The organism is Allobosea sp. RAF48, from assembly GCF_052114025.1.
Taxonomy (GTDB): domain Bacteria; phylum Pseudomonadota; class Alphaproteobacteria; order Rhizobiales; family Beijerinckiaceae; genus Allobosea.
In genome coordinates this window covers 1-18277 of record NZ_JBFRDZ010000010.1, presented here as the reverse complement: position 1 = coordinate 18277, position 18277 = coordinate 1, and the positions used below count along the sequence as shown (strand labels likewise).

The following is an 18277-nucleotide window of genomic DNA, read 5'->3' as shown; positions in this document are numbered from 1 at the left end:
CACCTGGTCGGCACATTCGACTGACCGTTTGCCAGGTCATCGAGGCTGTCTGCGCGGCCCTACAAGGCGGTCGCGCCGAGGCGTCTGCCTAGGGCTGCGATCTCGCGACCGACCGGCAAGCGCTCGCTTTGGTAAAGCGCGAGAGCCGTTTCCAGATCGGCCGCCGCGGCCAGATGCTTGCGCAATGACATCACGTCGCCGGCCGCCTTGCCGACCCCCATGGCGGTGTGCGGCCTGACCACGAAGGCCGCATCGCCGATCAGAGCGATACGCCCTCCCACCATGGCCGGCGTCTCGTAGTCGTAGATCCCCTGGATCGAGGGCGTCTCCTCCGCCGCGACGGCAAGCGAGAAAGGCGGCGGGAGGTGGATGCGGGCATCATGGCGCAGCGCGTCGCGCCGCTCCGATGACAGCCCGCCGCGCGGCAGTGAGACCGGATGGGTGTGGCCGTCGCGATCGGTGAAAAGCGCACGCAAATCGTGCTCCGCCACCCGGCGGTACCAGACCCAGTTATAGCGCCGCTTGCCTGGCGCGGTCTCGCCGTTCGGGCCGGGCACGAGGTAGCCCAGCGCGTGGTCGCCCGGCACGAGATAGAAGGCGAAGCGGTCCAACAGCAGCGAAGGCCTTGCAGGCAGTGCCGTCTCCGGGATCAATCCGCGCCAGGCGACATAGCCGGCATAGCGGTTTGCCGCATGATCGGGGGAGAGTGCGTGGCGCACGACCGAACCGATGCCGTCGGCGCCAATCACCAGATCGGCCTCGTCGCGCGAGCCTTCGGCGAAGCTGAGCGTCGTAGCGCCGTCGCCCTCAGCTTCGACCCGCACGAGCTGGCTGCCGAGCCGGTAATCGGCCGGCGCGATGCGTGCTGCGACCTGCTCGTAGAGCACGTCCCAGGAGAGCTGGGTCTGCGCTTCCCTGATCGTCTGCACGATCTCTCCAGCCTGATCGAGGAAGATCCGCTCCTGCGCGACCACGCCGATATCGGCGAGATGCTCGATGCCGATCGCCCGCAGGATCTGGAAAACCTCTCGTTGAGGGACTAGGCCGGCGCCGCGACCCGCGAGGCCTTGGCGGGAGCGCTCATGGACCCTGACATCATGACCGTCGCGCTTCAGCAGGACGCCGGCGAACAGGCCGGCGAGAGATCCGCCGATGATGCTGATGCGAAGTGGTTTCATGGCGCGCCTCTCGCGGATGCCGGAGGGCCCTGAGCGTTTCCGCCACCGGGCCTGTTCCCTTCATTGAGACAACGCGGCGGGCCGATCCGGCAATCATACGCAGGTGTGTGCCGGGCATCCGCAAGCGCTACAGAATGCGCAGGCGCCAGCGCGTAGCTTCGAAGCCATCAGAGCCGGATCGACCTCCAACCCGGTCGCGCCGGCCCGCTAGCGGAGCACATACTATGCACAAGCCCGTCAAGCCGGATGCAAGCCCGCCGCGCATCGGCAGCATGGTGATTTATGCGATGTCAGCCGCAGCCGGCATCGCAGTCGCCAACATCTACTACAACCAGCCGATGCTTGGCCTGATCGAGGCGGAACTGCCCGGCTCGCTGTCCGGGCTGATTCCAACCGCGACGCAGCTCGGATACGCCGCAGGGCTGTTCCTGTTGGTGCCGCTCGGCGACATCGTCGAACGCAGGCGTCTCATCGTCATCCAGTTCGGGGTGTTGGCGGTGGCGCTTATTCTGGCAGCCGTGGCGCCGAGCGCGGCCCTGCTGGTGCTCGCCTCGCTCCTCGTCGGCCTCGCTGCGACGGTCGCCCAGCAGATCGTGCCGCTGGCTGCCCATCTCTCGGCGCCGGAGCGGCGCGGCGCCACGGTCGGCACGATCCTCGCGGGAATCCTGACCGGCATCCTGCTCAGCCGCACGCTGGCCGGCTTCGTCGCGACGCATGGCGGATGGCGCGAGATGTTCTGGCTCGGCGTGCCGATGGCGCTGGGAGCCGGGGCCCTGATGATGCTGAAGCTCCCGCACAGCAGGCCGGATTCCCAACTCGGCTATGGCCGCCTGCTGCATTCGATGCTGCATCTGTGGCGCGAGTTCCCGGCCCTGCGACTGGCGGCGCTGACGCAGGCTCTGCTCTTTGCGGCTTTCACGGCCTTCTGGACCGTCCTTGCGTTCCGCCTGCAGGCGCCACCCTTCGGCTTCGGCGCCGATGTAGCAGGACTTTTCGGCATCGTCGGCGCGGTCGGAATCCTCGCGGCGCCGCTCGCCGGCCGCATCGCGGACTCCAAGGGAGCTGCTCCCGTGGTTGCGCTGGGCGCCGTCGTGACCTTGTCGTCATGGCTGGTCTTCGGGCTGTGGACCTCTCTCGCAGGGCTCGTTCTTGGCGTCGTGCTGCTCGATTTCGGCATGCAGTCGGCGCTGGTCTCCAACCAGCACATCGTCTTTGCGCTGCGGCCGGAAGCCCGGGCTCGCCTTAACACCATCCTGATGGGTGCGATGTTCCTCGGCGGCGCCGTCGGTTCGGCGACCGGAACCTATGCCTGGCAGGCTGCCGGCTGGCCTGGCGTTGTCGCGCTCGGGATCGCCTTCGGCGCCGCCGCTGTCGCGCTGCAGGCAGCAAGCCATATCGGCGAGCGGCGGAGACGGCGCGCGAGCGCCGCTTCCGGCAGCGCCTCGTCGCACTGAAGCCACTGGCGCCCTCGTCCTTCAAAGCGGGAGGAACGACCATGACATCTGCCGTGACCGAAACCGACAGCGTCGCGCCCATTGAGCAGTATGACGGCCCGGCGTCCTGGCGCTATCGCGGCCTCGCGGCCTTGGCCCATCCGCTGTTCCATGCGGGAATTGTGATCGCGATCGTCGCGGTCGGTTGGGCCATCGCGGCGCATTGGGACCGCTGGACCGGGTCGGCGCGCTACCAGGCCACCGACAACGCCTTCATAGCAGGCGACACCACGCCGCTCTCTGCCCAAATCACGGGATTGGTCAGGTCGGTTGCGGTCGATGATTATCAGCTCGTGCGAGCGGGGGATCTGATCGCCGAGATCGAGCCCGCCGACTATCTGGCGCAGCGTGACCTCGCCGAGGCCGATCTCGCCGCTGCCCGGGCGACGCTCGCCTCGGTCACGGACAAGCGCGCCATCCAGCGCACATTGATCGAGCAGGCCAGGGCCACGATCGCGATAGCCGAGGCCGAAGTGCTGAGAGCCGATGCGGAGGCCAGCCGGCAACGCGAGCTGCTGCGCAAAGGCCTCGCGGGAACCGAACAACTGGTCGAGCAGGCGGATGCCGCGGCAGCCAAGGCAGCTGGATCGCTGGCTCTGTCGCGTGCGCAATTGCTTCAGCAGGAAGCCGCCCTGACCGCGCTCGATGCAACCGAACGCGAGCTCGCTGCGCAAGTGAGTGCCTCCGCAGCCCGGCTCAAGCTCGCTCATGACAATCTCGGCTACACGCGCATCCTGGCTCCGGTCGATGGCCTCACCGGTGCGAGGCAGGCCCATCCCGGACAGTTTGTTTCCGTCGGCAGCCAGATCATCACCGTCATGCCGATGACAAAACTCTGGGTCGTCGCCAATCTGAAGGAAACGCAGATGACCAATATCCGCGTGGGCGACAAGGCCACGGTCACGGTCGATGCCTTCCCGGGAAGCGTGCTGACGGCGCGTGTCGCGAGCTGGTCTCCGGGCACCGGCAGCGTCTTCGCCTTGCTTCCTCCCGACAATGCGACCGGCAACTTCACCAAGGTCGTCCAGCGCATTCCGGTCAAGCTCACGCTCGATCCCAATCGCGATCTGGGAGCCTTGATCCGGCCGGGCATGTCCGTTGTCGCCACGATCGACACCGCCCGCCCCCAGGCAGCCGGCCCGGCAGGGGCTTCGTCCGGGAGGGCGCCGTGACGGTTTCCGTCGAAAGCCAGAGCCTCGTGTCTAGCGCCACGCCCGGGATCGCCTGGCAGCCCTACATTGGCCTTCTGGGTGTGATGCTGGGCTCCATGATCGCGACTCTCGGGACGCGAGTGACCACCTTCGGTCTCGCCGACCTTCGCGGCAGCTTGAGCGCTGGCTTCGATGAAGGGGCCTGGATCACGACGGCGCTCGGCCTCGGCCAGCTCATCTCGGGGATCTCATGTCCCTACATAGCTTCCGTCATCGGCGGACGAAGGCTTTTGCTGGGCGGCATCGTCGTCTCCTTCGTCGCCTTCTTGCTCGCGCCACTATCTCACACTGTCCACGGCTATATCGCCGCGCAATTCTTCGCCGGGCTCGGTACGGGAACCTTCATACCGCTGACGATCATCTTCATCATCCGCTATCTGCCCAAGCCGCTGCTGCCCTACGGCATCGCGGTCTACGCGATGAATCTGGAGATCTCGCTGAATGTGGCGGCCTCGCTCGAAGGATTCTATCTCGACCATTGGTCCTGGCGCTGGATATCCTGGCAATATTGCCTCGTGCTGCCGCTGATGGGTCTGTGCGTCTGGCTCGGGATGCCCAGGGACACGCCCATCCGCGACCCGCTCAAGAACCTCGACGGCAGCGGGCTGGCCTATGCGTGGCTAGGGCTCGGCGCGCTCTACATCGCGCTCGACCAGGGCAACCGCCTGGACTGGCTCGGCAGCGGGCTGATCAACGGCTTGCTCGTCGCCGGCGGCCTGGCAATCATCGCCTTCGTCGCAAGAGAAACGACGGCCAGCCGCCCGGCGCTGAATCTGCGCCTGCTCGCCGTTCCGGGCCTCCTGGTGCTGTTTGTGCTGCTCGCCGGATTCCGATTCATCATTCTCTCGACGGCCTATGTCATCCCGACCTACCTTCAGACGCTGCAGAACTACCGCTCGCTGGACATCGGCGCAGTGCTCGTCTGGATAGCCGCGCCGCAGGTCTTTCTCGTCGTCCCGCTGGCCATTCTGATCAAGCGCCTCGATCCCCGCTGGACGCTTATCGCGGGCGCGGGACTGGTCGCGATCGCTTGCCTCCTATTGACCCAGATGACCGGATCCTGGGCGACGGGCGATTTCCTGCCCTCGCAGATCCTGCAGGCCGTCGGCCAGTCCCTCGCCCTGACCAGCCTCGTAGCCCTCGTATCGAGAACAGTGAAGCCCGAGCAAGCCGTGACGGTCGGCGCCTTCATGCAGACCAGTCGGCTTCTTGGTGGCGAGGCCGGGACCGCCTTCATGCAAACCTTTGTTAGAGTGCGCGAGCAGATCCACTCCAATCTGCTAGGATTGCACGTGCAGGGGCAGACGGCGGACACGGCGCATCGGCTCGCGGACTACGGATATTCGATTGCGCACCGTCTCGCCACGACATCGCAAGCGGCGGCGCTGGAACTGAAAGTGCTGGCGACAGCGGTCGGTCAGCAGGCGGCGGTCCTGGCCTATATCGACGCTTTCGCGGCCGCTGCGGGCGTTGCCGTTCTTTGCTGCATTCTGGCCGCGTTGGCGCCGAAAGCCGGTTCGGCTCGGGTCATACCAGCGGAATCTCTTCTCCCATCCGCGTGAGGATTCCGGGCCGACTAATTCTCAGTCGGCCAGAAACACACCGGCGAAACGAGTTAGCTGCATGGATGGGCTACGAAGCGACGTCGTTGTCGCGCATGATCATCCGGAATCGCCGCAGGGCCCGTGACAATGCGACGAACGATCGGATCCGACTGGATCGCCGGCGGCTCAGACACGCTGCCACGCATTCTGCGCGCGAACCCGCCTCAGGTGCGCGCGGCCACGCCAAATTCTGCCGGGCGGCTAAGGAGCCGGCTCAGCCAGCGGCAGCGCGCAGAATGACCGGAATTGACTTGTAGCTGGGCGTACCGCTGCTCCGGTCATAGTCGTGCAAACCCAGCAGCAGATTGGCTTCGGGGTAATAAGCCGCGACCGATCCTTTCGAAATCGGATGAGCGACGGCCGTCTGGCCGGCAAGTACCCGCCCGGGGCCGGCGACGACGTCGATCCGGTCGCCATGAGACAAGCCGAGATCGCTCAGATCCGCCTCGTTCACGAAGACAACGTCGCGCCGCCCGCTGATACCGCGATAGCGATCGTTCATCCCGTAGATCGTGGTGTTGTACTGTTCGTGGCTGCGGATCGTCGTCAGCACCAAGGTGTCATCGTCGCGATGATCGTCCTCGTCGACGCCCTCGAAAGTCAGGAAGCGGGCCTTCCCATCCGGCGTGGCCCAGACGCGATCGGACGCTGCAACGGTGAGCCGGAAGCCGCCGGGCTTGCGAACACGGGTATTGAAATCATGGAAGTCCGGGAAGACCTCCTCGATCTTGTCGCGGATGCGGTCGTAGTTGGCGATCATTCCCTCCCAGTCGATGGCGCTATCGGCCAAAGTCGCGCGCGCCAGCCCGGCAATGATCGCGGGCTCCGAGAGCAGAAGGTCCGAGGCGGGCTTCAAGCCGCCGCGCGAGGCATGCACCATCGACATCGAATCCTCGACGGTGATCGACTGCGGCACGCCTTGCTGCTCGTCCCGCTCCGTCCGGCCGAGGCAGGGCAGGATGTAGCTGTGTGGCGTGGTGAGCAGGGCTGTCCGGTTGAGCTTGGTGATGATCTGCACGGACAGATCGAGTTTGCGGAAGGCCGCGAAGCAAGCTTCCGGATCGGGCATCGCCACGGCGAGATTGCCCCCCAGCCCGATGAAGGCTCGCGCGGTCCCCTCCTTCATGGCAGCCACGGCTTCGACCGCATTGTGGCCGTGCTTGCGCGGCGCACTCAGTCCAAAGGCCTTGTCCAGCTTCTCCAGAAACGCTTCCGTCGGAATTTCCGTGATGCCGACGGTCCGGTCGCCTTGCACGTTGCTGTGGCCGCGCAGCGGGCAGATGCCTGCGCCGGGCTTGCCGATCTGGCCGCGCATCAGCAGGAGATTGGCGAGCTGCTGGACGTTTTCGGTGCCGTGGCGATGCTGCGTCAGGCCCATGCCGTAGCAGATGATCACGCGCTCAGCGCTCCAGTAAACCTGCGCCATGGCCTCGATGTCGGCGCGGGACAAGCCCGACCGGGCCTCGATCTGCGCCCACGAGGTCGCATTGATGTCACCGACGAGTGCTGCGAACCCCGTCGTGTGTTCGGCGATGAACGGGCGATCGAGCAGCCCTTCGCCGCCGTCGTCGATCTGCGCCCGATCGGCAGCCAGCAAAGCCTTCATCATCCCTTTCAGCATCGCCGCGTCGCCGCCGACCTTCGGCTGGTAGTAGGCGGAGGCAAGCGGCGTCGAGCTGAACGTCGTCATCTCGACCGGGTCTTGGGGAGCAGCGAAGCGTTCGAGGCCGCGTTCCTTCAAAGGATTTGCGACGACGATGGGCACGCCGCGCTTGGAAGCCTCGCGCAGGGTCGTCAGCATCCGCGGATGGTTGGTGCCGGGATTGTGGCCGATGCAGAAGATCGCGTCGGCGAGGTCGAAATCCTCCAGCGTCACCGTCCCCTTGCCGACGCCGATCGACTGCGGAAGTCCGACGCTCGTCGCCTCGTGGCACATGTTCGAGCAGTCGGGGAAGTTGTTGGTCCCGAAGGCGCGGGCGAAGAGCTGGTAGAGGAAGGCGGCCTCGTTGGAGGCTCGGCCCGAAGTGTAGAACTCGGCCTTGTCAGGATGATCAAGCGCTCGCAGGCGCGCGCCGATCTCGGCGAAGGCTTCCTGCCATTCGACGATCTCGAACCGATCCGTTTCCCTGTTATGGCGCATGGGGTGCGTCAGCCGGCCGGCGTCCTCCAGTGCATGGTCCGACCACGTCCAAAGCTCGGACACCGTGTGTTCCGCAAAGAAGCTCGGTCCGGCACGCTTGACGGTCGCCTCCCAGGTAACGGCCTTGGCGCCGTTCTCGCAGAACTCGAAGGAGGAGGTGTGCTTGGGGTCCGGCCAGGCGCAGCCGGGACAATCGAAGCCAGTCGGCTGGTTCATCCGCAGCAGAGCCCGTGTGCCGCTGCTGGTGCCCATTTCGTTGCGGAGCGCCTCAGCGACTGCCTTCAGGGCTCCCCAGCCTCCCGCCGGTCCTGAATATGGCTTGATGCCGTCGGTCGCGTCGTCCGCCATGATGAGGCTCCCGCATGGAGAATGTTGTCAGCGTCCAATCTCCCGTTATCGCGGCAACGGCCATCATACCTAGGTTTGGGGTTACACCCGCCGAAGCCTAAAAAAAGCGATGAAGATCTTGCCACCCGCGCGTGACTTGCCAGCGAGCGTGACCGGTTTTTCAGCAAGTATGATTTTGAGCTCGTCATGATGCTGCGCCGAAAAAAGCTCGGTGAGCTGTGCGGTAGTGCCGTGCCAGCCGCGGGCTAATTTGAAAATCGCGAATTAGGCCGCCCGAGAGCGGAAGTTCCACAAGTCAGCTAGGGGCCATTAACGGCCCTATTTGGCAGGTGAAGCTGCTTCCTCCTGAGCTTGTGCGGCTCTAGCCTGACCGCTTTCGCACTGGCGGTGTACTCGGCCGCATCGAGCCCGTCGTTCCTCGGTCTCGCATTTCGACACGAAGGTTCTGCCGACGGCTAATGCAGGACGCGGGTTCAACCTGGGCGATGGCCGAAGCTCAAAGCTAAGTTGGTTTGTCTGGATCGTAGGGATCGCCTGAGCTGCGGAGCCTGCGCAACGTGCGGGCGATGAAATGAGCGCTCAGGCAACCAGCGCGACCGAAGCCAAGGCACATCTGGGCCGTTTCAACACGGCTTCTGCGAGCCTGGAAGAGCATGGGCTGTCCTCCACGCGCCTTCGCCAGGCCAACGGAACAGGCAACGATACCGAACCGCCCGCCTAGCCCTGCCCTTCCGCAGCCGTAGGCGAGGCGGCACCGTCCGATGGCCGCATGTCCTCGCGCAAAGCAGCCCATGTCAGCAGGGCGTCGAGCGCAGGGCAAAGGGCCTGTCCCCACTCGGTCAGCCCGTACTCGACCTTTGGCGGCACCTGATGGTGCACAATGCGGCGGACGATGCCGTCTTGCTCCATCTGTCGGAGCTGCTGGATCAGCATTTTTTGGGAGACGGCGGGGATTGCCCGTTCGAGATCGGAGAAGCGCAGGATCCGTCCGCCGAAGAGATGGAACAGGATCACGAGCTTCCAGCGCCCCTCCAGAAGCTTCAGCACCTTCTCGACGCCTTCCGCCGCCGATTCCCGCGTGTGGCCCTGCGGCTCACCATCAGGTATGTACCTTACTTTTTCATGCGTACTTGTCATTCGGTGAGTTTAGGTCGATCTCCAAGCGTAAGCAACAAGCCGGAGATGCCCTATGCACTTCACGCTCCCCAAGCCGATCGCGGATTACTTCGCCGCCGATCGAAAGGATGCGAAGCGGTCGCCCGCTGTTTCGCCGAGAACGCCACTGTCATCGACGAACGCCGGACCTACACCGGGCGTGACGCGATCCGTCGTTGGAAGGCGCAAGCCTCGTCGCAATACAGCTATGTAGTTGAGCCTGTCGCGATCGCCGCCGAAGGCGACCGGACGATCGTGACGAGCCATTTGACCGGCAACTTCCCTGGCAGCCCCGTCGATCTGCGTTTCGTCTTCGTTCTCGCAAGCGATGCGATCGTCTCGCTGGAGATTGCACCGTGAGCTTCGAACTTGATTTGAATGGACGCCGTGCCCTCGTGACAGGCAGCACGAAAGGCCTCGGGGCCGCCGTCGTCTCGGTCCTTCGGGAAGCAGAAGCGCGGGTGGTGGCGACGGCGCGCAGCGTGCCCGGATCGGCTTCGGGGCATCTACACTATGTCGCGGCCGACATCGCCACGGCCGAAGGTTGCGCGACAGTGGTCAAAGCGGTGTTCGACTGCCTCGGAGGCGTCGACATCATCGTCCATGTCGTCGGCGGATCGAGCGCGCCGGCCGGCGGCTTCGCCGCTTTGGACGATCAGCAATGGCAGCAGGAACTGAACCTCAATCTGATGCCCGCCGTTCGGCTGGACCGGGCGCTGCTGCCGGCGATGATCGAGCAAGGGGCGGGTGTTATCGTTCACGTCACATCGATCCAGCATGTCCTGCCGCTGCCCGAGTCGACGACCGCCTATGCGGCGGCGAAGGCAGCACTTTCGACCTACAGCAAGAGTCTGTCCAAGGAGGTGACGCCGAAGGGAATCCGCGTGGTGCGCGTCTCCCCCGGCTGGATCGAAACGGAGGCCGCGATCGCTCTCGCCAAGCGTCTGGCCGCGCAGGCCGGCACCGACTATGAGGGTGGCAAGCAGATCATCATAAACAGCCTGGGCGGCATACCTCTGGGCCGGCCGGCGAAGCCGCCGGAGGTCGCCGACCTCATCGCGTTCCTCGTCTCGCCGCGCGCCGGCGCCATCAGTGGGACCGAGTTCGTCGTCGATGGGGGTACGATCCCGACGGCTTGACTGGCAGAGATCGCCCGCCAACGGAGCCGCTCAGTGCGTGTCGGATAGCGGCATGAACCTCATGCGCCCGCCGGCCACAGTGCGTCGCACGGAGGCCAAGCGGCTGGATCATGTTTCGGAAATAATCCTCATCGACGGGGTCGACCTTCACAGTGATCCGAATGCGCATCCCGGCACGCTTGGCGATCTTGATCGCGCGGTCGGGTGGCTTCTCCGGAGCGATCCGACCCAGGAAGCAGAGGTAATCCCCTCCCCGCTCATTGAACGGACATAGTCCCTGCCCCAGTCCGTGATGGACGGTCGCCAGCCAGTTCACGGGTGCTGGGCATCGGCTTCCGCTGGCCGTCGGAGATTGAGATCGGCGGCATCCGCGGGAATGCATGATAGACCGGCAGGAAATCGGGCAGGTCCAGGCGACCATGCAGCCTCGTCACGCATTTATGGGTCAGGTCCGAGAACATAGCGTGCTGGAGCAGATCGAGATGGAAATGGATGACGTCGAATGACGCCTGCCGTTCCCGGACTCACGCGAGCATCGCGAGGTGGCTGGCGGTGTGATCTCGAATTCCTGACAGCCGCAAGCCTCCGGGTGCGCAGGCGACCAACTCGGCCGAGGTCTCGGAATCGCCCGAGGCGAACAAGGTGATCTGATGCCCCTGCCGCACGAGCTCCTAGGTCAGCCATGACGCCACCCGTTCCGTGCCCCCATACAGCCGTGGAGGAACCGGTTCCGCCAGCGCCGCAGCTTGCGCGATCCGCATCCCTTGCTCTCCGGCCAACCTGCCCTGCGAACGCGGGCGCGCTTTCAACGCCGATCGCGGCCGGAAGTTCAGGGTCAGAGCTCGCCGATGCGGGTTTTTGGTCGGGCCTGCGAGACAGTCTCCGGCATAGCCGTCAGAATAAGAAGAAGGGCGATTACCCCCACTCCGGCGAGCACGGCAAAGGCGACATTGTATCCGCCCCAAACGACCAAGCTGCCAGCGAATGCGTAGCTTGATGCGCCTCCTATACCTTGAATGGTACCGAGCATTCCGCGCGCCATGTTGTAGCGACCGCTGCCCAGGACGGCGCCGTAGAGAACGAGCGGCAGCAACACGTCGAACAACCCGGCCCCGACCCCGTCGAGAAGTTGGAAGGCGATCATCCAGTAGGGGTCGTCGACCGTGGCGAAGAGGATGCCGCGCAGCGGGAGAGCGGCGAACGCCAGGATGAGCAGCGGCTTGCCGCCGATCCGGTTGGCGCGCATCACGAGGAAGGCCATCGGGATCGTCGCGAGCTGGGCGATGATGATCGCCGCCGACGTCACGGCGGACTCGAAGCCCTTTGCCTCAAGTGCCAGCTTCTGGCTTGCGAGGGCCAGCATCGGCGCATTGGCGAAGTGGAACAGCGCCGTGCCGATCGCCAGCACGGAAAAGGGGCGCTCGGCGAACAACTGCCGCCAGGGATAGGGCCAGCCGGCTTCGGGGGCGACGTCATCGAGGCCGCGAGCGCGCTCATGATCGATGGCACCGGCCGGGATCGAAAGGACCGCGATCATCGACAGCCCGGCGAATAGCGGAAGCATATAGAAGACACCACGTTGCCCGAAATTTGTGCCGACCACCGCAGCCAGCGCGGCTATGAACAGGTTGCCGAACCGGTCGAATGCGGCATTGCGCCCGAGCTGCGCGGCAACGTCGCGGGAGCCGTAGAGCCCGAGCGTGATCGCCGCGATCGTGGGTGCAAAGACGGCGCCGAGGAGCGCCATGCTGACATCCGCGACGAACACGACCGCAATCGTCGGATAGGTCGCGATGCCCGCCCCCAGGAGCGCGAGAAGCCAGGCCCCGCCCACCATCAGGCCGCGCTTGGCGCGCGTGGCGTCGATCAGGGCGCCGATCGGCGCGTGAAAGGCAATGCCGATCAGACCGCTGACGGTGAGCAGCGCCCCGATCTTCGCCTGGTCCCATCCGACCTCCGTGAGCAGGAAGACATTGACGTAGGGGCCGAGCCCGCCGCGCAGATCCGCCAGCAGGAAGTTCAGCCAATCTAGGCTTGACCGATACGACACTCGCTCTACTTCGAAGAAGCTGATCTTAAGCCTGATACATGAACCTCTTTCGCCGCGAGCGACAGGTTCGCAACAAGTTGGATACCGTTCAAGCGACTTCCGCTCCCGACCGATTGTGTTCTCTAACGGGTCAAGGTCTGGCAGCCGTTGGGTGCCTGTGTTCTCTGCGTGCTCATTGGCACTTGATGGGGTCAGCTGGGTGCAAGGTGGCTTGGTTGAAAGCGCAGTCGGCCGACCTGGTCGGCAGCATGCTACGGAATCGGCGCCATCATCTGCTCCCTCCCTTGGGCGTCGCTCCCGCTCGGGAGCTCGTTGCGGCCTCCTGTCTCGTCTGCCTCTGCCTGGCTCTGATTGTCAGGCGGGCCGGAACTCGGTGCCATGCCGAAGCATGGCGTGCATGATGATCGCGAGACGGCGGGCGAGCGCGATCCGCGCCTTACGCATTGTCGAGCGCCTGGCAATGGCGAGCGCCCAGTCCTTCAGCTTCAGTTTGCCCTTATAGCGGGTGAGCGTGACGTTGGCCGCTTCATAGAGCAGGATTCGCATGCGTTGGTCGCCCACCTTGGAGATGCTGCCGACATAGTCGATCTCGCCGGACTGATAGCGACGGGAACAAGACCGAGATAGGCACCAAGGTCGCGCGAGCGCCGGAAGCGCGACGGATCATCGACGGCGGCGGTGAAGGCCAGCGCGGTGAGCTGGCCCACGCCGGGGATGGTCATCAACCGACGGCAGGTGTCGGAGGCGCGAACGAGGCGCTTCATATCCGCGTCGATGGCGGCGACCGCGCCAAGAACCGCGTCCCGGGCCGCGACGAGGCCGCGCATGGCGCCGGCCAAGCCGGTGATTCCGTCGCTCATCCGCACGACCTCGTCGACGGAAGGCCGGGCTGAGCCCGCGCGGCAAGCGGACGCCGAACACCACCGCCAGCCCCCGGATCTGGTTCTCCAGCGTGACGCGTTACCCGACGAGCTTCTTGCGGGCGGCGATCAGCGCGCGGATCGCATGGGCCGGTAGCGACTTCACATGCACGGCCTTGTAGAAGCCGGTCCTCGCCAGCTGCGCCAGCCCGCGCGCATCGTTGCGGTCGGTCTTGTGCGTCGCCAGCATCTTGAGCGCCTGATAGGCCTGTCGGCTCTCGATGCAGATGACCGGAACGCCAAGTTCGGCCAAACCGTGATAGAGCATCGGCGCCATCCGGCCCGTCTCGAACACCACCCGCGTGCAGCGGGGCGCTTGCTCCAGGGCTGCCGCTATCGCCACCGAGGACGAGATGGCTTTGACCTCGTGCATAACCGCGCCGTCGCGATCGACGACGCAGATGTGCGTCTCCTCCATCGAGACGTCCAGTCCAGCAAAATACTCCATGATCGATCTCCTCTTCTGCAGCGGAGACAACCCTATCGGTCTCCAAAGAAGAGCAGCCAGACCGTTACCCCATGTTGAAAAAGTTCGCTGCAATACTTCGCGCCGGTTTACTCGGCCGAAGAGTAGAAATTTCATCTCTACGCTGACGCGATGTTCGGACGCGAAGGGCATTTTCCTGAATCGTGAAGAAAATTCCTCTCCGTCTAGCGCCGACCTCGAACGAATTTGGCGCTAGCCGGACTTTTTTCAACACAATCGAACCTTTTCTGGCGTTGCAAACGTCTGCTTTTCGGCAATCGTCCAAGGCACCATAAGAGGGCCAAATCTGACCGACCTCGGATGCGGTGTCGTTGATCTTGCTGGCCAAATGCCCGTTGGCTTCGGCGCGGAACGCATCGCGAGCACGCGGACTTGAGCGTTGCGACCGCATTTGGCGATCGCTGCGTCAGCTTTCACGGGCAAAATCCAGTTTGATGCCCACCGCAGTCATTCTGCCCGGGATTGGTGGAGAGGGCTTGCGCAACGTTAAAGCAATGGCATTGATCGGTGGATAGGCGACGAAAATGGCGTCGGCTAAGGAGCGAGCGGCGGCTTCGAGCAACTTGAAACGTCTGATGGAGAAGGTCTTGGTCACCAATGCGACCACGTCCCCATAATTCACCGGGTCGGCCAGATTGTCGCTAGTAGAGGACGCTCTCAGGTCACAATCGAGCACGAGATCGATGACGAAGCGCTGGCCCAGCCGCTCTTCCTCGGCAAACTGCCCGTGATAGGACATAGAGATCGAGTTCCTGGATCAGGATTTGCCCAGTCCGACTCATCTTTCAGCTCCGGTGTTCGCCAAAGGCTTGATTGCCAGGGCGTGTGGTCAAAAGTCATGCGATCGGGAAGGCACTGCTCGGGTGAACATTCGCCTCGGAAGAACGGTGACGGTGAGGTCGCTCGAGATCAGGCCAGCTCCTTGCGATAGACAATGAAGCCTGAGCAACGGGCAACGTTGTCATAGAGCTTGCGTGCTGGTGCGTTGCTTTCATGAGTCTGCCAATAGACGCGTTTAGCCCCGGCTCGGCTCGCGCGCTCATAGACCTCCGTGATCAGCTTCCGGCCGACGCCTTTGCCCCGCGTGGCTTCGCTCGTGAACAGGTCCTGCAGGTAGCAGGTCGGCCCGATCATGGTGGTGTTGCGGTGGAAGATGTAGTGCGTGAGGCCGAGGAGCGTGCCGGCATGCTCCGCGACGAGGCCGTGGACCGGCTCGTAGGAGTCGAAGAACCGCCCCCAGGTGGTCAATGTGACGTCGTCGGCGAAAGCCGCTTCGCCTGTGCGCCCATAGAAGCTGTGGTAGCCGTCCCAGAGCGTCCGCCATTGCTCGAAATCGCATCGCTCGACGTCTCTGACCGCGATGCCCCACCCCATCACGCAGAACCTCCCTGCCTGTTCCACGGTTCGCCGGCGATGAGCTTCGCGGCCAGAAGTTCCGCCGCAACCTCAAGGATACGCTCGCCCTTTTCTGTCGAAGCGCGCCGGGCGTCGCCGCGAACGCCGCTCGGGCAGAAGTCCTTGAAAGAGGTCCAGAGCAGCAATGGATCGCTCAGCGGCGACGCGTCGCCCTTGCGGTATCCGGGCTGAAATGCCTCACCAAGCCGCTCGGTCCGGACCAGATCGGGCTGTACGGCCATCATCATAGAGGTTTCAGCCTCGCAGGCATGCTGCAGAACCAACTGGTCTTCGAGGATCGCCTCCAGTGCGCGCTGCTGATTGGGGAGGAGCGTATAAGTCGTGCTCGCCACGGCCAGTCCTGTTTCCTGCGTGAGAACATCAGTCAGCACATGCAGGGCCGAGATGTTACCGCCATGTCCGTTCACGAGCAGAACCTTGCGGAAACCGGCGACCTTGATCGACGTGACGATGTCGCGGAGCAAGGCGTGATAGGTCGCCATGGAAACGCTGAAACTCCCGCCAAATGCGATGTGGTGCTGAGCGAGCCCGATCCAGACCGTCGGAGCGATGAGGATCGGGCGATGAGGCGCGACAAGACGAGCCACCCACCCGGCGACCGCTTCGGTCAGGATTGTATCGCAGCCCGTCGGCAAATGCGGACCGTGCTGCTCGGTGGAGCTCACGGGCAGCAGCACGATCGCATCGCTCTGCGCGAGATCGTTGAGATCCTCGGCCGTCCGCGCGGCCCAATGGAGGTCGGATAGCATAGCAGCCTCGTTGCAGGGGTGGTTGGCGTGCCGCCCTCCGGCATTGCCGTGCACCAAAGGCGCCCTTATACGGGCGAATTGACCAGGCAAATTCAGCCAATTTGGACAGTATGACCAGGCCACTTTCACGGACACGATCGACGGCCGAGATCCTGCTGACGCTGCTGGAGACAGCCACTCCGCCAGCGTCTTTGGCAGCGCGGTTGCAACAAGCCGTGCGGCGCCTCGTGCTGGAAGGCCACGCTCCTGGGGGAGCGCGCCTGCCGTCGAGCCGGATGCTGGCAAAGCAGGCCCGCCTTGCCCGTGAAACCGTTGATGCCGCCTATCATCAGCTCGAACTCGAGGGGTTTGTCGTGCGGCGGCAGGGAAGCGGCACCTTTGTCGCGCCGCGCGATGCCGCACCCGCCGGGCCCAATGGCCGAGCGCGCGCGAAGGGCCGCGGGATCGCGGGATTATCCGAGCGCGGGCAGCTCCTGACGGCCGGCGGCGGCATCATCGACCACGGCAGGCCGGTGCCTTTCACCTTGCTCCCAGATGTCGAGATCTTCCCGCTGCAAACCTGGCAGCGCATCGCTGCCCGCGCCGTCCGCGCACGATCACGCACGGACCTGCTCTACGCAGAGGCGCAGGGCTATTTGCCTCTGCGCGAAGAAATCGCGCACTACCTCGCGGCCTGCCGCGGAATCGTCGCCAGTCCCGGGCAGATTCTCGTTCTCAGCAGTTCGCAGCAGGCCCTCAGCCTGATCGCGAAGCTGGTGGCCTCGGCCGGGGACCTAATCGCCATCGAAGATCCCGGCTACCACGGTGCGCAGATGGCGTTCCGAGGCGCGGGCACCATGCTGCTCCCGATATCTGTCGACCAGGAGGGACTCTCGGTCGAGCAACTCGCGAAGGCGGAGGCACGGGTCCGCGCCGCCTACGTCACGCCGTCGAACCAATATCCCCTCGGCGTCACCATGTCGCTCGACAGAAGGCTGGCGCTGCTCGATTGGTCGGAGAGGAACGGCTCCTGGATCGTCGAAGACGACTACGACAGCGAATTCCGCTACGATGGTAGGCCTATCGCCGCGCTCCAGAGTTTGAATGCGCGGGCCAATGTCCTCTACGTCGGCACCATGACCAAGGTGCTATTTCCGGGGCTTCGGATCGCGTACCTCGTCGTGCCGGAGCACCTGGCTGCGGCCTTCGTTACCGGGCGCTCGCTGATCGACGGTTCCGCCGCCAAGCTCAATCAGGTGGTGCTGGCCGATTTCATGCGGGAAGGACATTTCACCGCGCATACCCGACGGATGCGGCAGATATACCAGGCGCGCCGGGATCGGTTCGTCGCAGCATTCAACCGGCATCTGGGCGCCTTTGCCGCTTGCAATGTGCCGCGGGCGGGACTCCACGTCACCGCGATGCTGAAGAGCGCGCTGGACGAGGCGGCGACGCTCGCCGTCGCGGAGCGCTCGGGCATTGCTCTGCGCGGTCTCGGTCGGCTGGCGCTCGGCTCCGCGCCGACCGGAGGCTGGCTCATGGGTTTCGCCTCCCGGCCCCCACAGGACATGGAAGATGCAATGATGCACTTCGCGAACGCCCTGCGGCTGTCTGTTTGAAGTCCCGGAGGGATTCGCAGGGGCCTATAGCCACGGGAATCCGGATTCGTGGAGGCCGGAATCGGCTCATGGCCCCGATTGCTATGACGTGCATTCGGTCGCCGATCGCGAGGACGCGAGGTCCACGATGAGGGCAGGGTGAGCAACAAGGCTGAACTCATCGCGCTCGGCGTGCATGCCGGACTGCATTTCCGAACGTCGTGTCGAAACCCTTTCAGACGCCGATTCCATCCGGCATCGAGAAGCCGCCCACCACCTGGCTGACACCACAGCTCAGTTTGCCGCAAGCCTTGACCCGATCGAGGGTTGTCGACTGTCCGTAGGCCGTCGAGCAACTGAAGGCGACGCGGAGCGCCGCTATGGCGAACGCAATCGCCGCATTTGACATTGCAAGACTGTGCTCGACGAATGAAATTCGGACCGCAATCCATACGCACCGGATATGAGAGCCATCGTCTCATGGACCTCAACTTGAGAATGATCGAATGCTTCAAGGCGGTTGATCCGAGACCGTTTGCTGGACCGCCGGAGGCTGGAGTTTCCGGCCTTCGATCACGGCGGTGAGCTGGGTGTCCCGCCGGGATTTTGCAGCAGGATCAGTGGCTTGTTGCCGATGGCCCCGTGCGGCCGATCCTCGTTATAGTATCTGACCCAAGCCTCCATCTTTTCGGCCGCATCTGCAAGCGTCAGGAACCAGTGCGTGTTCAGGCACTCGCTGCGGAAACGGCCGTTGAAGGCTTCGATGAAGGCATTGTCGGTCGGCTTTCCCGGGCGGGAGAAGTCGAGCGT

At 64.3% G+C, this 18277-nt stretch carries 14 protein-coding genes and 2 pseudogenes; 6 read left to right on the top strand and 10 right to left on the bottom strand.

What is annotated here, in order from left to right; genetic code table 11:
- Positions 1-59: 59 nt before the first annotated feature.
- Positions 60-1178, bottom strand: a complete 1119-nt coding sequence (locus AB4Z10_RS18345) for an FAD binding domain-containing protein (RefSeq protein ID WP_441471824.1) — start codon at positions 1176-1178, stop codon at positions 60-62.
- A gap of 224 nt (positions 1179-1402) precedes the next feature.
- Here AB4Z10_RS18345 and AB4Z10_RS18340 point away from each other — a divergent pair, with 224 nt between their 5' ends.
- From AB4Z10_RS18340 to AB4Z10_RS18330, 3 genes are read left to right on the top strand one after another with little or no spacing between them, the layout of a single operon-like run.
- Positions 1403-2632, top strand: coding sequence for an MFS transporter (locus tag AB4Z10_RS18340; RefSeq protein ID WP_441471823.1), 1230 nt, complete (start codon positions 1403-1405; stop codon positions 2630-2632).
- Between the two features lie 41 nt (positions 2633-2673).
- Entirely contained in the window at positions 2674-3843 is a 1170-nt protein-coding gene (locus AB4Z10_RS18335; protein ID WP_441471822.1) for an HlyD family secretion protein, read from the top strand.
- Positions 3840-5444 carry an MFS transporter gene (locus AB4Z10_RS18330; RefSeq protein WP_441471821.1) on the top strand — a complete coding sequence of 535 codons (1605 nt, stop codon included), beginning with the start codon at positions 3840-3842 and terminating at the stop codon, positions 5442-5444. Before AB4Z10_RS18335 ends, AB4Z10_RS18330 begins: the two co-directional genes overlap by 4 nt.
- Positions 5445-5700: 256 nt before the next feature.
- On the opposite strand, the gene AB4Z10_RS18325 is transcribed toward AB4Z10_RS18330, so the two are convergent.
- On the bottom strand, positions 5701-7974 hold the full coding sequence (locus AB4Z10_RS18325; RefSeq protein WP_441471820.1) for an FdhF/YdeP family oxidoreductase: 2274 nt from the start codon (positions 7972-7974) through the stop codon (positions 5701-5703).
- 717 nt (positions 7975-8691) lie between these two features.
- Positions 8692-9111 carry a winged helix-turn-helix transcriptional regulator gene (locus AB4Z10_RS18320; protein WP_441471819.1) on the bottom strand — a complete coding sequence of 140 codons (420 nt, stop codon included), beginning with the start codon at positions 9109-9111 and terminating at the stop codon, positions 8692-8694.
- On the opposite strand from AB4Z10_RS18320, the gene AB4Z10_RS18315 reads away from it, so the two are divergent.
- Both AB4Z10_RS18315 and AB4Z10_RS18310 read left to right on the top strand, forming a co-directional pair.
- Positions 9097-9489: a nuclear transport factor 2 family protein gene (locus AB4Z10_RS18315; RefSeq protein ID WP_441471818.1), complete on the top strand. Its 393-nt coding sequence runs from the start codon at positions 9097-9099 to the stop codon at positions 9487-9489. The two genes, AB4Z10_RS18320 and AB4Z10_RS18315, sit on opposite strands and share 15 nt — an antisense overlap.
- A complete protein-coding gene (locus AB4Z10_RS18310) occupies positions 9486-10268 on the top strand; it encodes an SDR family oxidoreductase (RefSeq protein ID WP_441471817.1) in 783 nt (260 codons plus the stop codon). Before AB4Z10_RS18315 ends, AB4Z10_RS18310 begins: the two co-directional genes overlap by 4 nt.
- A gap of 97 nt (positions 10269-10365) precedes the next feature.
- On the opposite strand, the pseudogene AB4Z10_RS18305 reads toward AB4Z10_RS18310, so the two are convergent.
- The 6 genes and pseudogenes from AB4Z10_RS18305 to AB4Z10_RS18280 all read right to left on the bottom strand — a co-directional run.
- Positions 10366-11029: pseudogene (locus AB4Z10_RS18305) on the bottom strand (glycosyltransferase); the annotation flags it as partial.
- Positions 11030-11103: 74 nt separating this feature from the next.
- Positions 11104-12318: an MFS transporter gene (locus AB4Z10_RS18300; RefSeq protein WP_441471816.1), complete on the bottom strand. Its 1215-nt coding sequence runs from the start codon at positions 12316-12318 to the stop codon at positions 11104-11106.
- Between the two features lie 354 nt (positions 12319-12672).
- Positions 12673-13686: pseudogene (locus tag AB4Z10_RS18295) on the bottom strand (IS110 family RNA-guided transposase).
- 445 nt (positions 13687-14131) lie between these two features.
- Positions 14132-14464 carry a dihydroneopterin aldolase gene (gene folB, locus AB4Z10_RS18290; protein WP_441471815.1) on the bottom strand — a complete coding sequence of 111 codons (333 nt, stop codon included), beginning with the start codon at positions 14462-14464 and terminating at the stop codon, positions 14132-14134.
- Between the two features lie 170 nt (positions 14465-14634).
- Positions 14635-15099, bottom strand: a complete 465-nt coding sequence (locus AB4Z10_RS18285) for a GNAT family N-acetyltransferase (RefSeq protein ID WP_441471814.1) — start codon at positions 15097-15099, stop codon at positions 14635-14637.
- Positions 15099-15890 carry a creatininase family protein gene (locus tag AB4Z10_RS18280; protein WP_441471813.1) on the bottom strand — a complete coding sequence of 264 codons (792 nt, stop codon included), beginning with the start codon at positions 15888-15890 and terminating at the stop codon, positions 15099-15101. The genes AB4Z10_RS18285 and AB4Z10_RS18280 overlap by 1 nt, the downstream gene beginning before the upstream one ends.
- A 110-nt stretch (positions 15891-16000) precedes the next feature.
- Between AB4Z10_RS18280 and pdxR the strand changes: the two genes are divergently transcribed.
- Positions 16001-17488, top strand: a complete 1488-nt coding sequence (gene pdxR, locus AB4Z10_RS18275) for a MocR-like pyridoxine biosynthesis transcription factor PdxR (RefSeq protein WP_441471812.1) — start codon at positions 16001-16003, stop codon at positions 17486-17488.
- A gap of 552 nt (positions 17489-18040) precedes the next feature.
- Here the strand turns inward: pdxR and AB4Z10_RS18270 are convergent.
- Positions 18041-18277 (bottom strand): integrase core domain-containing protein (locus tag AB4Z10_RS18270; protein ID WP_441471811.1); only part of this gene is annotated, 237 nt, incomplete at its 5' end.

Coding starts and splice junctions, on each gene's coding strand:
- AB4Z10_RS18345 (WP_441471824.1), bottom strand. CDS start 1,178: ATGAAACCACTTCGCATCAGCATCATCGGCGGATCTCTCGCCGGCCTG.
- AB4Z10_RS18340 (WP_441471823.1), top strand. CDS start 1,403: ATGCACAAGCCCGTCAAGCCGGATGCAAGCCCGCCGCGCATCGGCAGC.
- AB4Z10_RS18335 (WP_441471822.1), top strand. CDS start 2,674: ATGACATCTGCCGTGACCGAAACCGACAGCGTCGCGCCCATTGAGCAG.
- AB4Z10_RS18325 (WP_441471820.1), bottom strand. CDS start 7,974: ATGGCGGACGACGCGACCGACGGCATCAAGCCATATTCAGGACCGGCG.
- AB4Z10_RS18315 (WP_441471818.1), top strand. CDS start 9,097: ATGCGTACTTGTCATTCGGTGAGTTTAGGTCGATCTCCAAGCGTAAGC.
- AB4Z10_RS18320 (WP_441471819.1), bottom strand. CDS start 9,111: ATGACAAGTACGCATGAAAAAGTAAGGTACATACCTGATGGTGAGCCG.
- folB (WP_441471815.1), bottom strand. CDS start 14,464: ATGTCCTATCACGGGCAGTTTGCCGAGGAAGAGCGGCTGGGCCAGCGC.
- AB4Z10_RS18285 (WP_441471814.1), bottom strand. CDS start 15,099: ATGGGGTGGGGCATCGCGGTCAGAGACGTCGAGCGATGCGATTTCGAG.
- AB4Z10_RS18280 (WP_441471813.1), bottom strand. CDS start 15,890: ATGCTATCCGACCTCCATTGGGCCGCGCGGACGGCCGAGGATCTCAAC.
- pdxR (WP_441471812.1), top strand. CDS start 16,001: ATGACCAGGCCACTTTCACGGACACGATCGACGGCCGAGATCCTGCTG.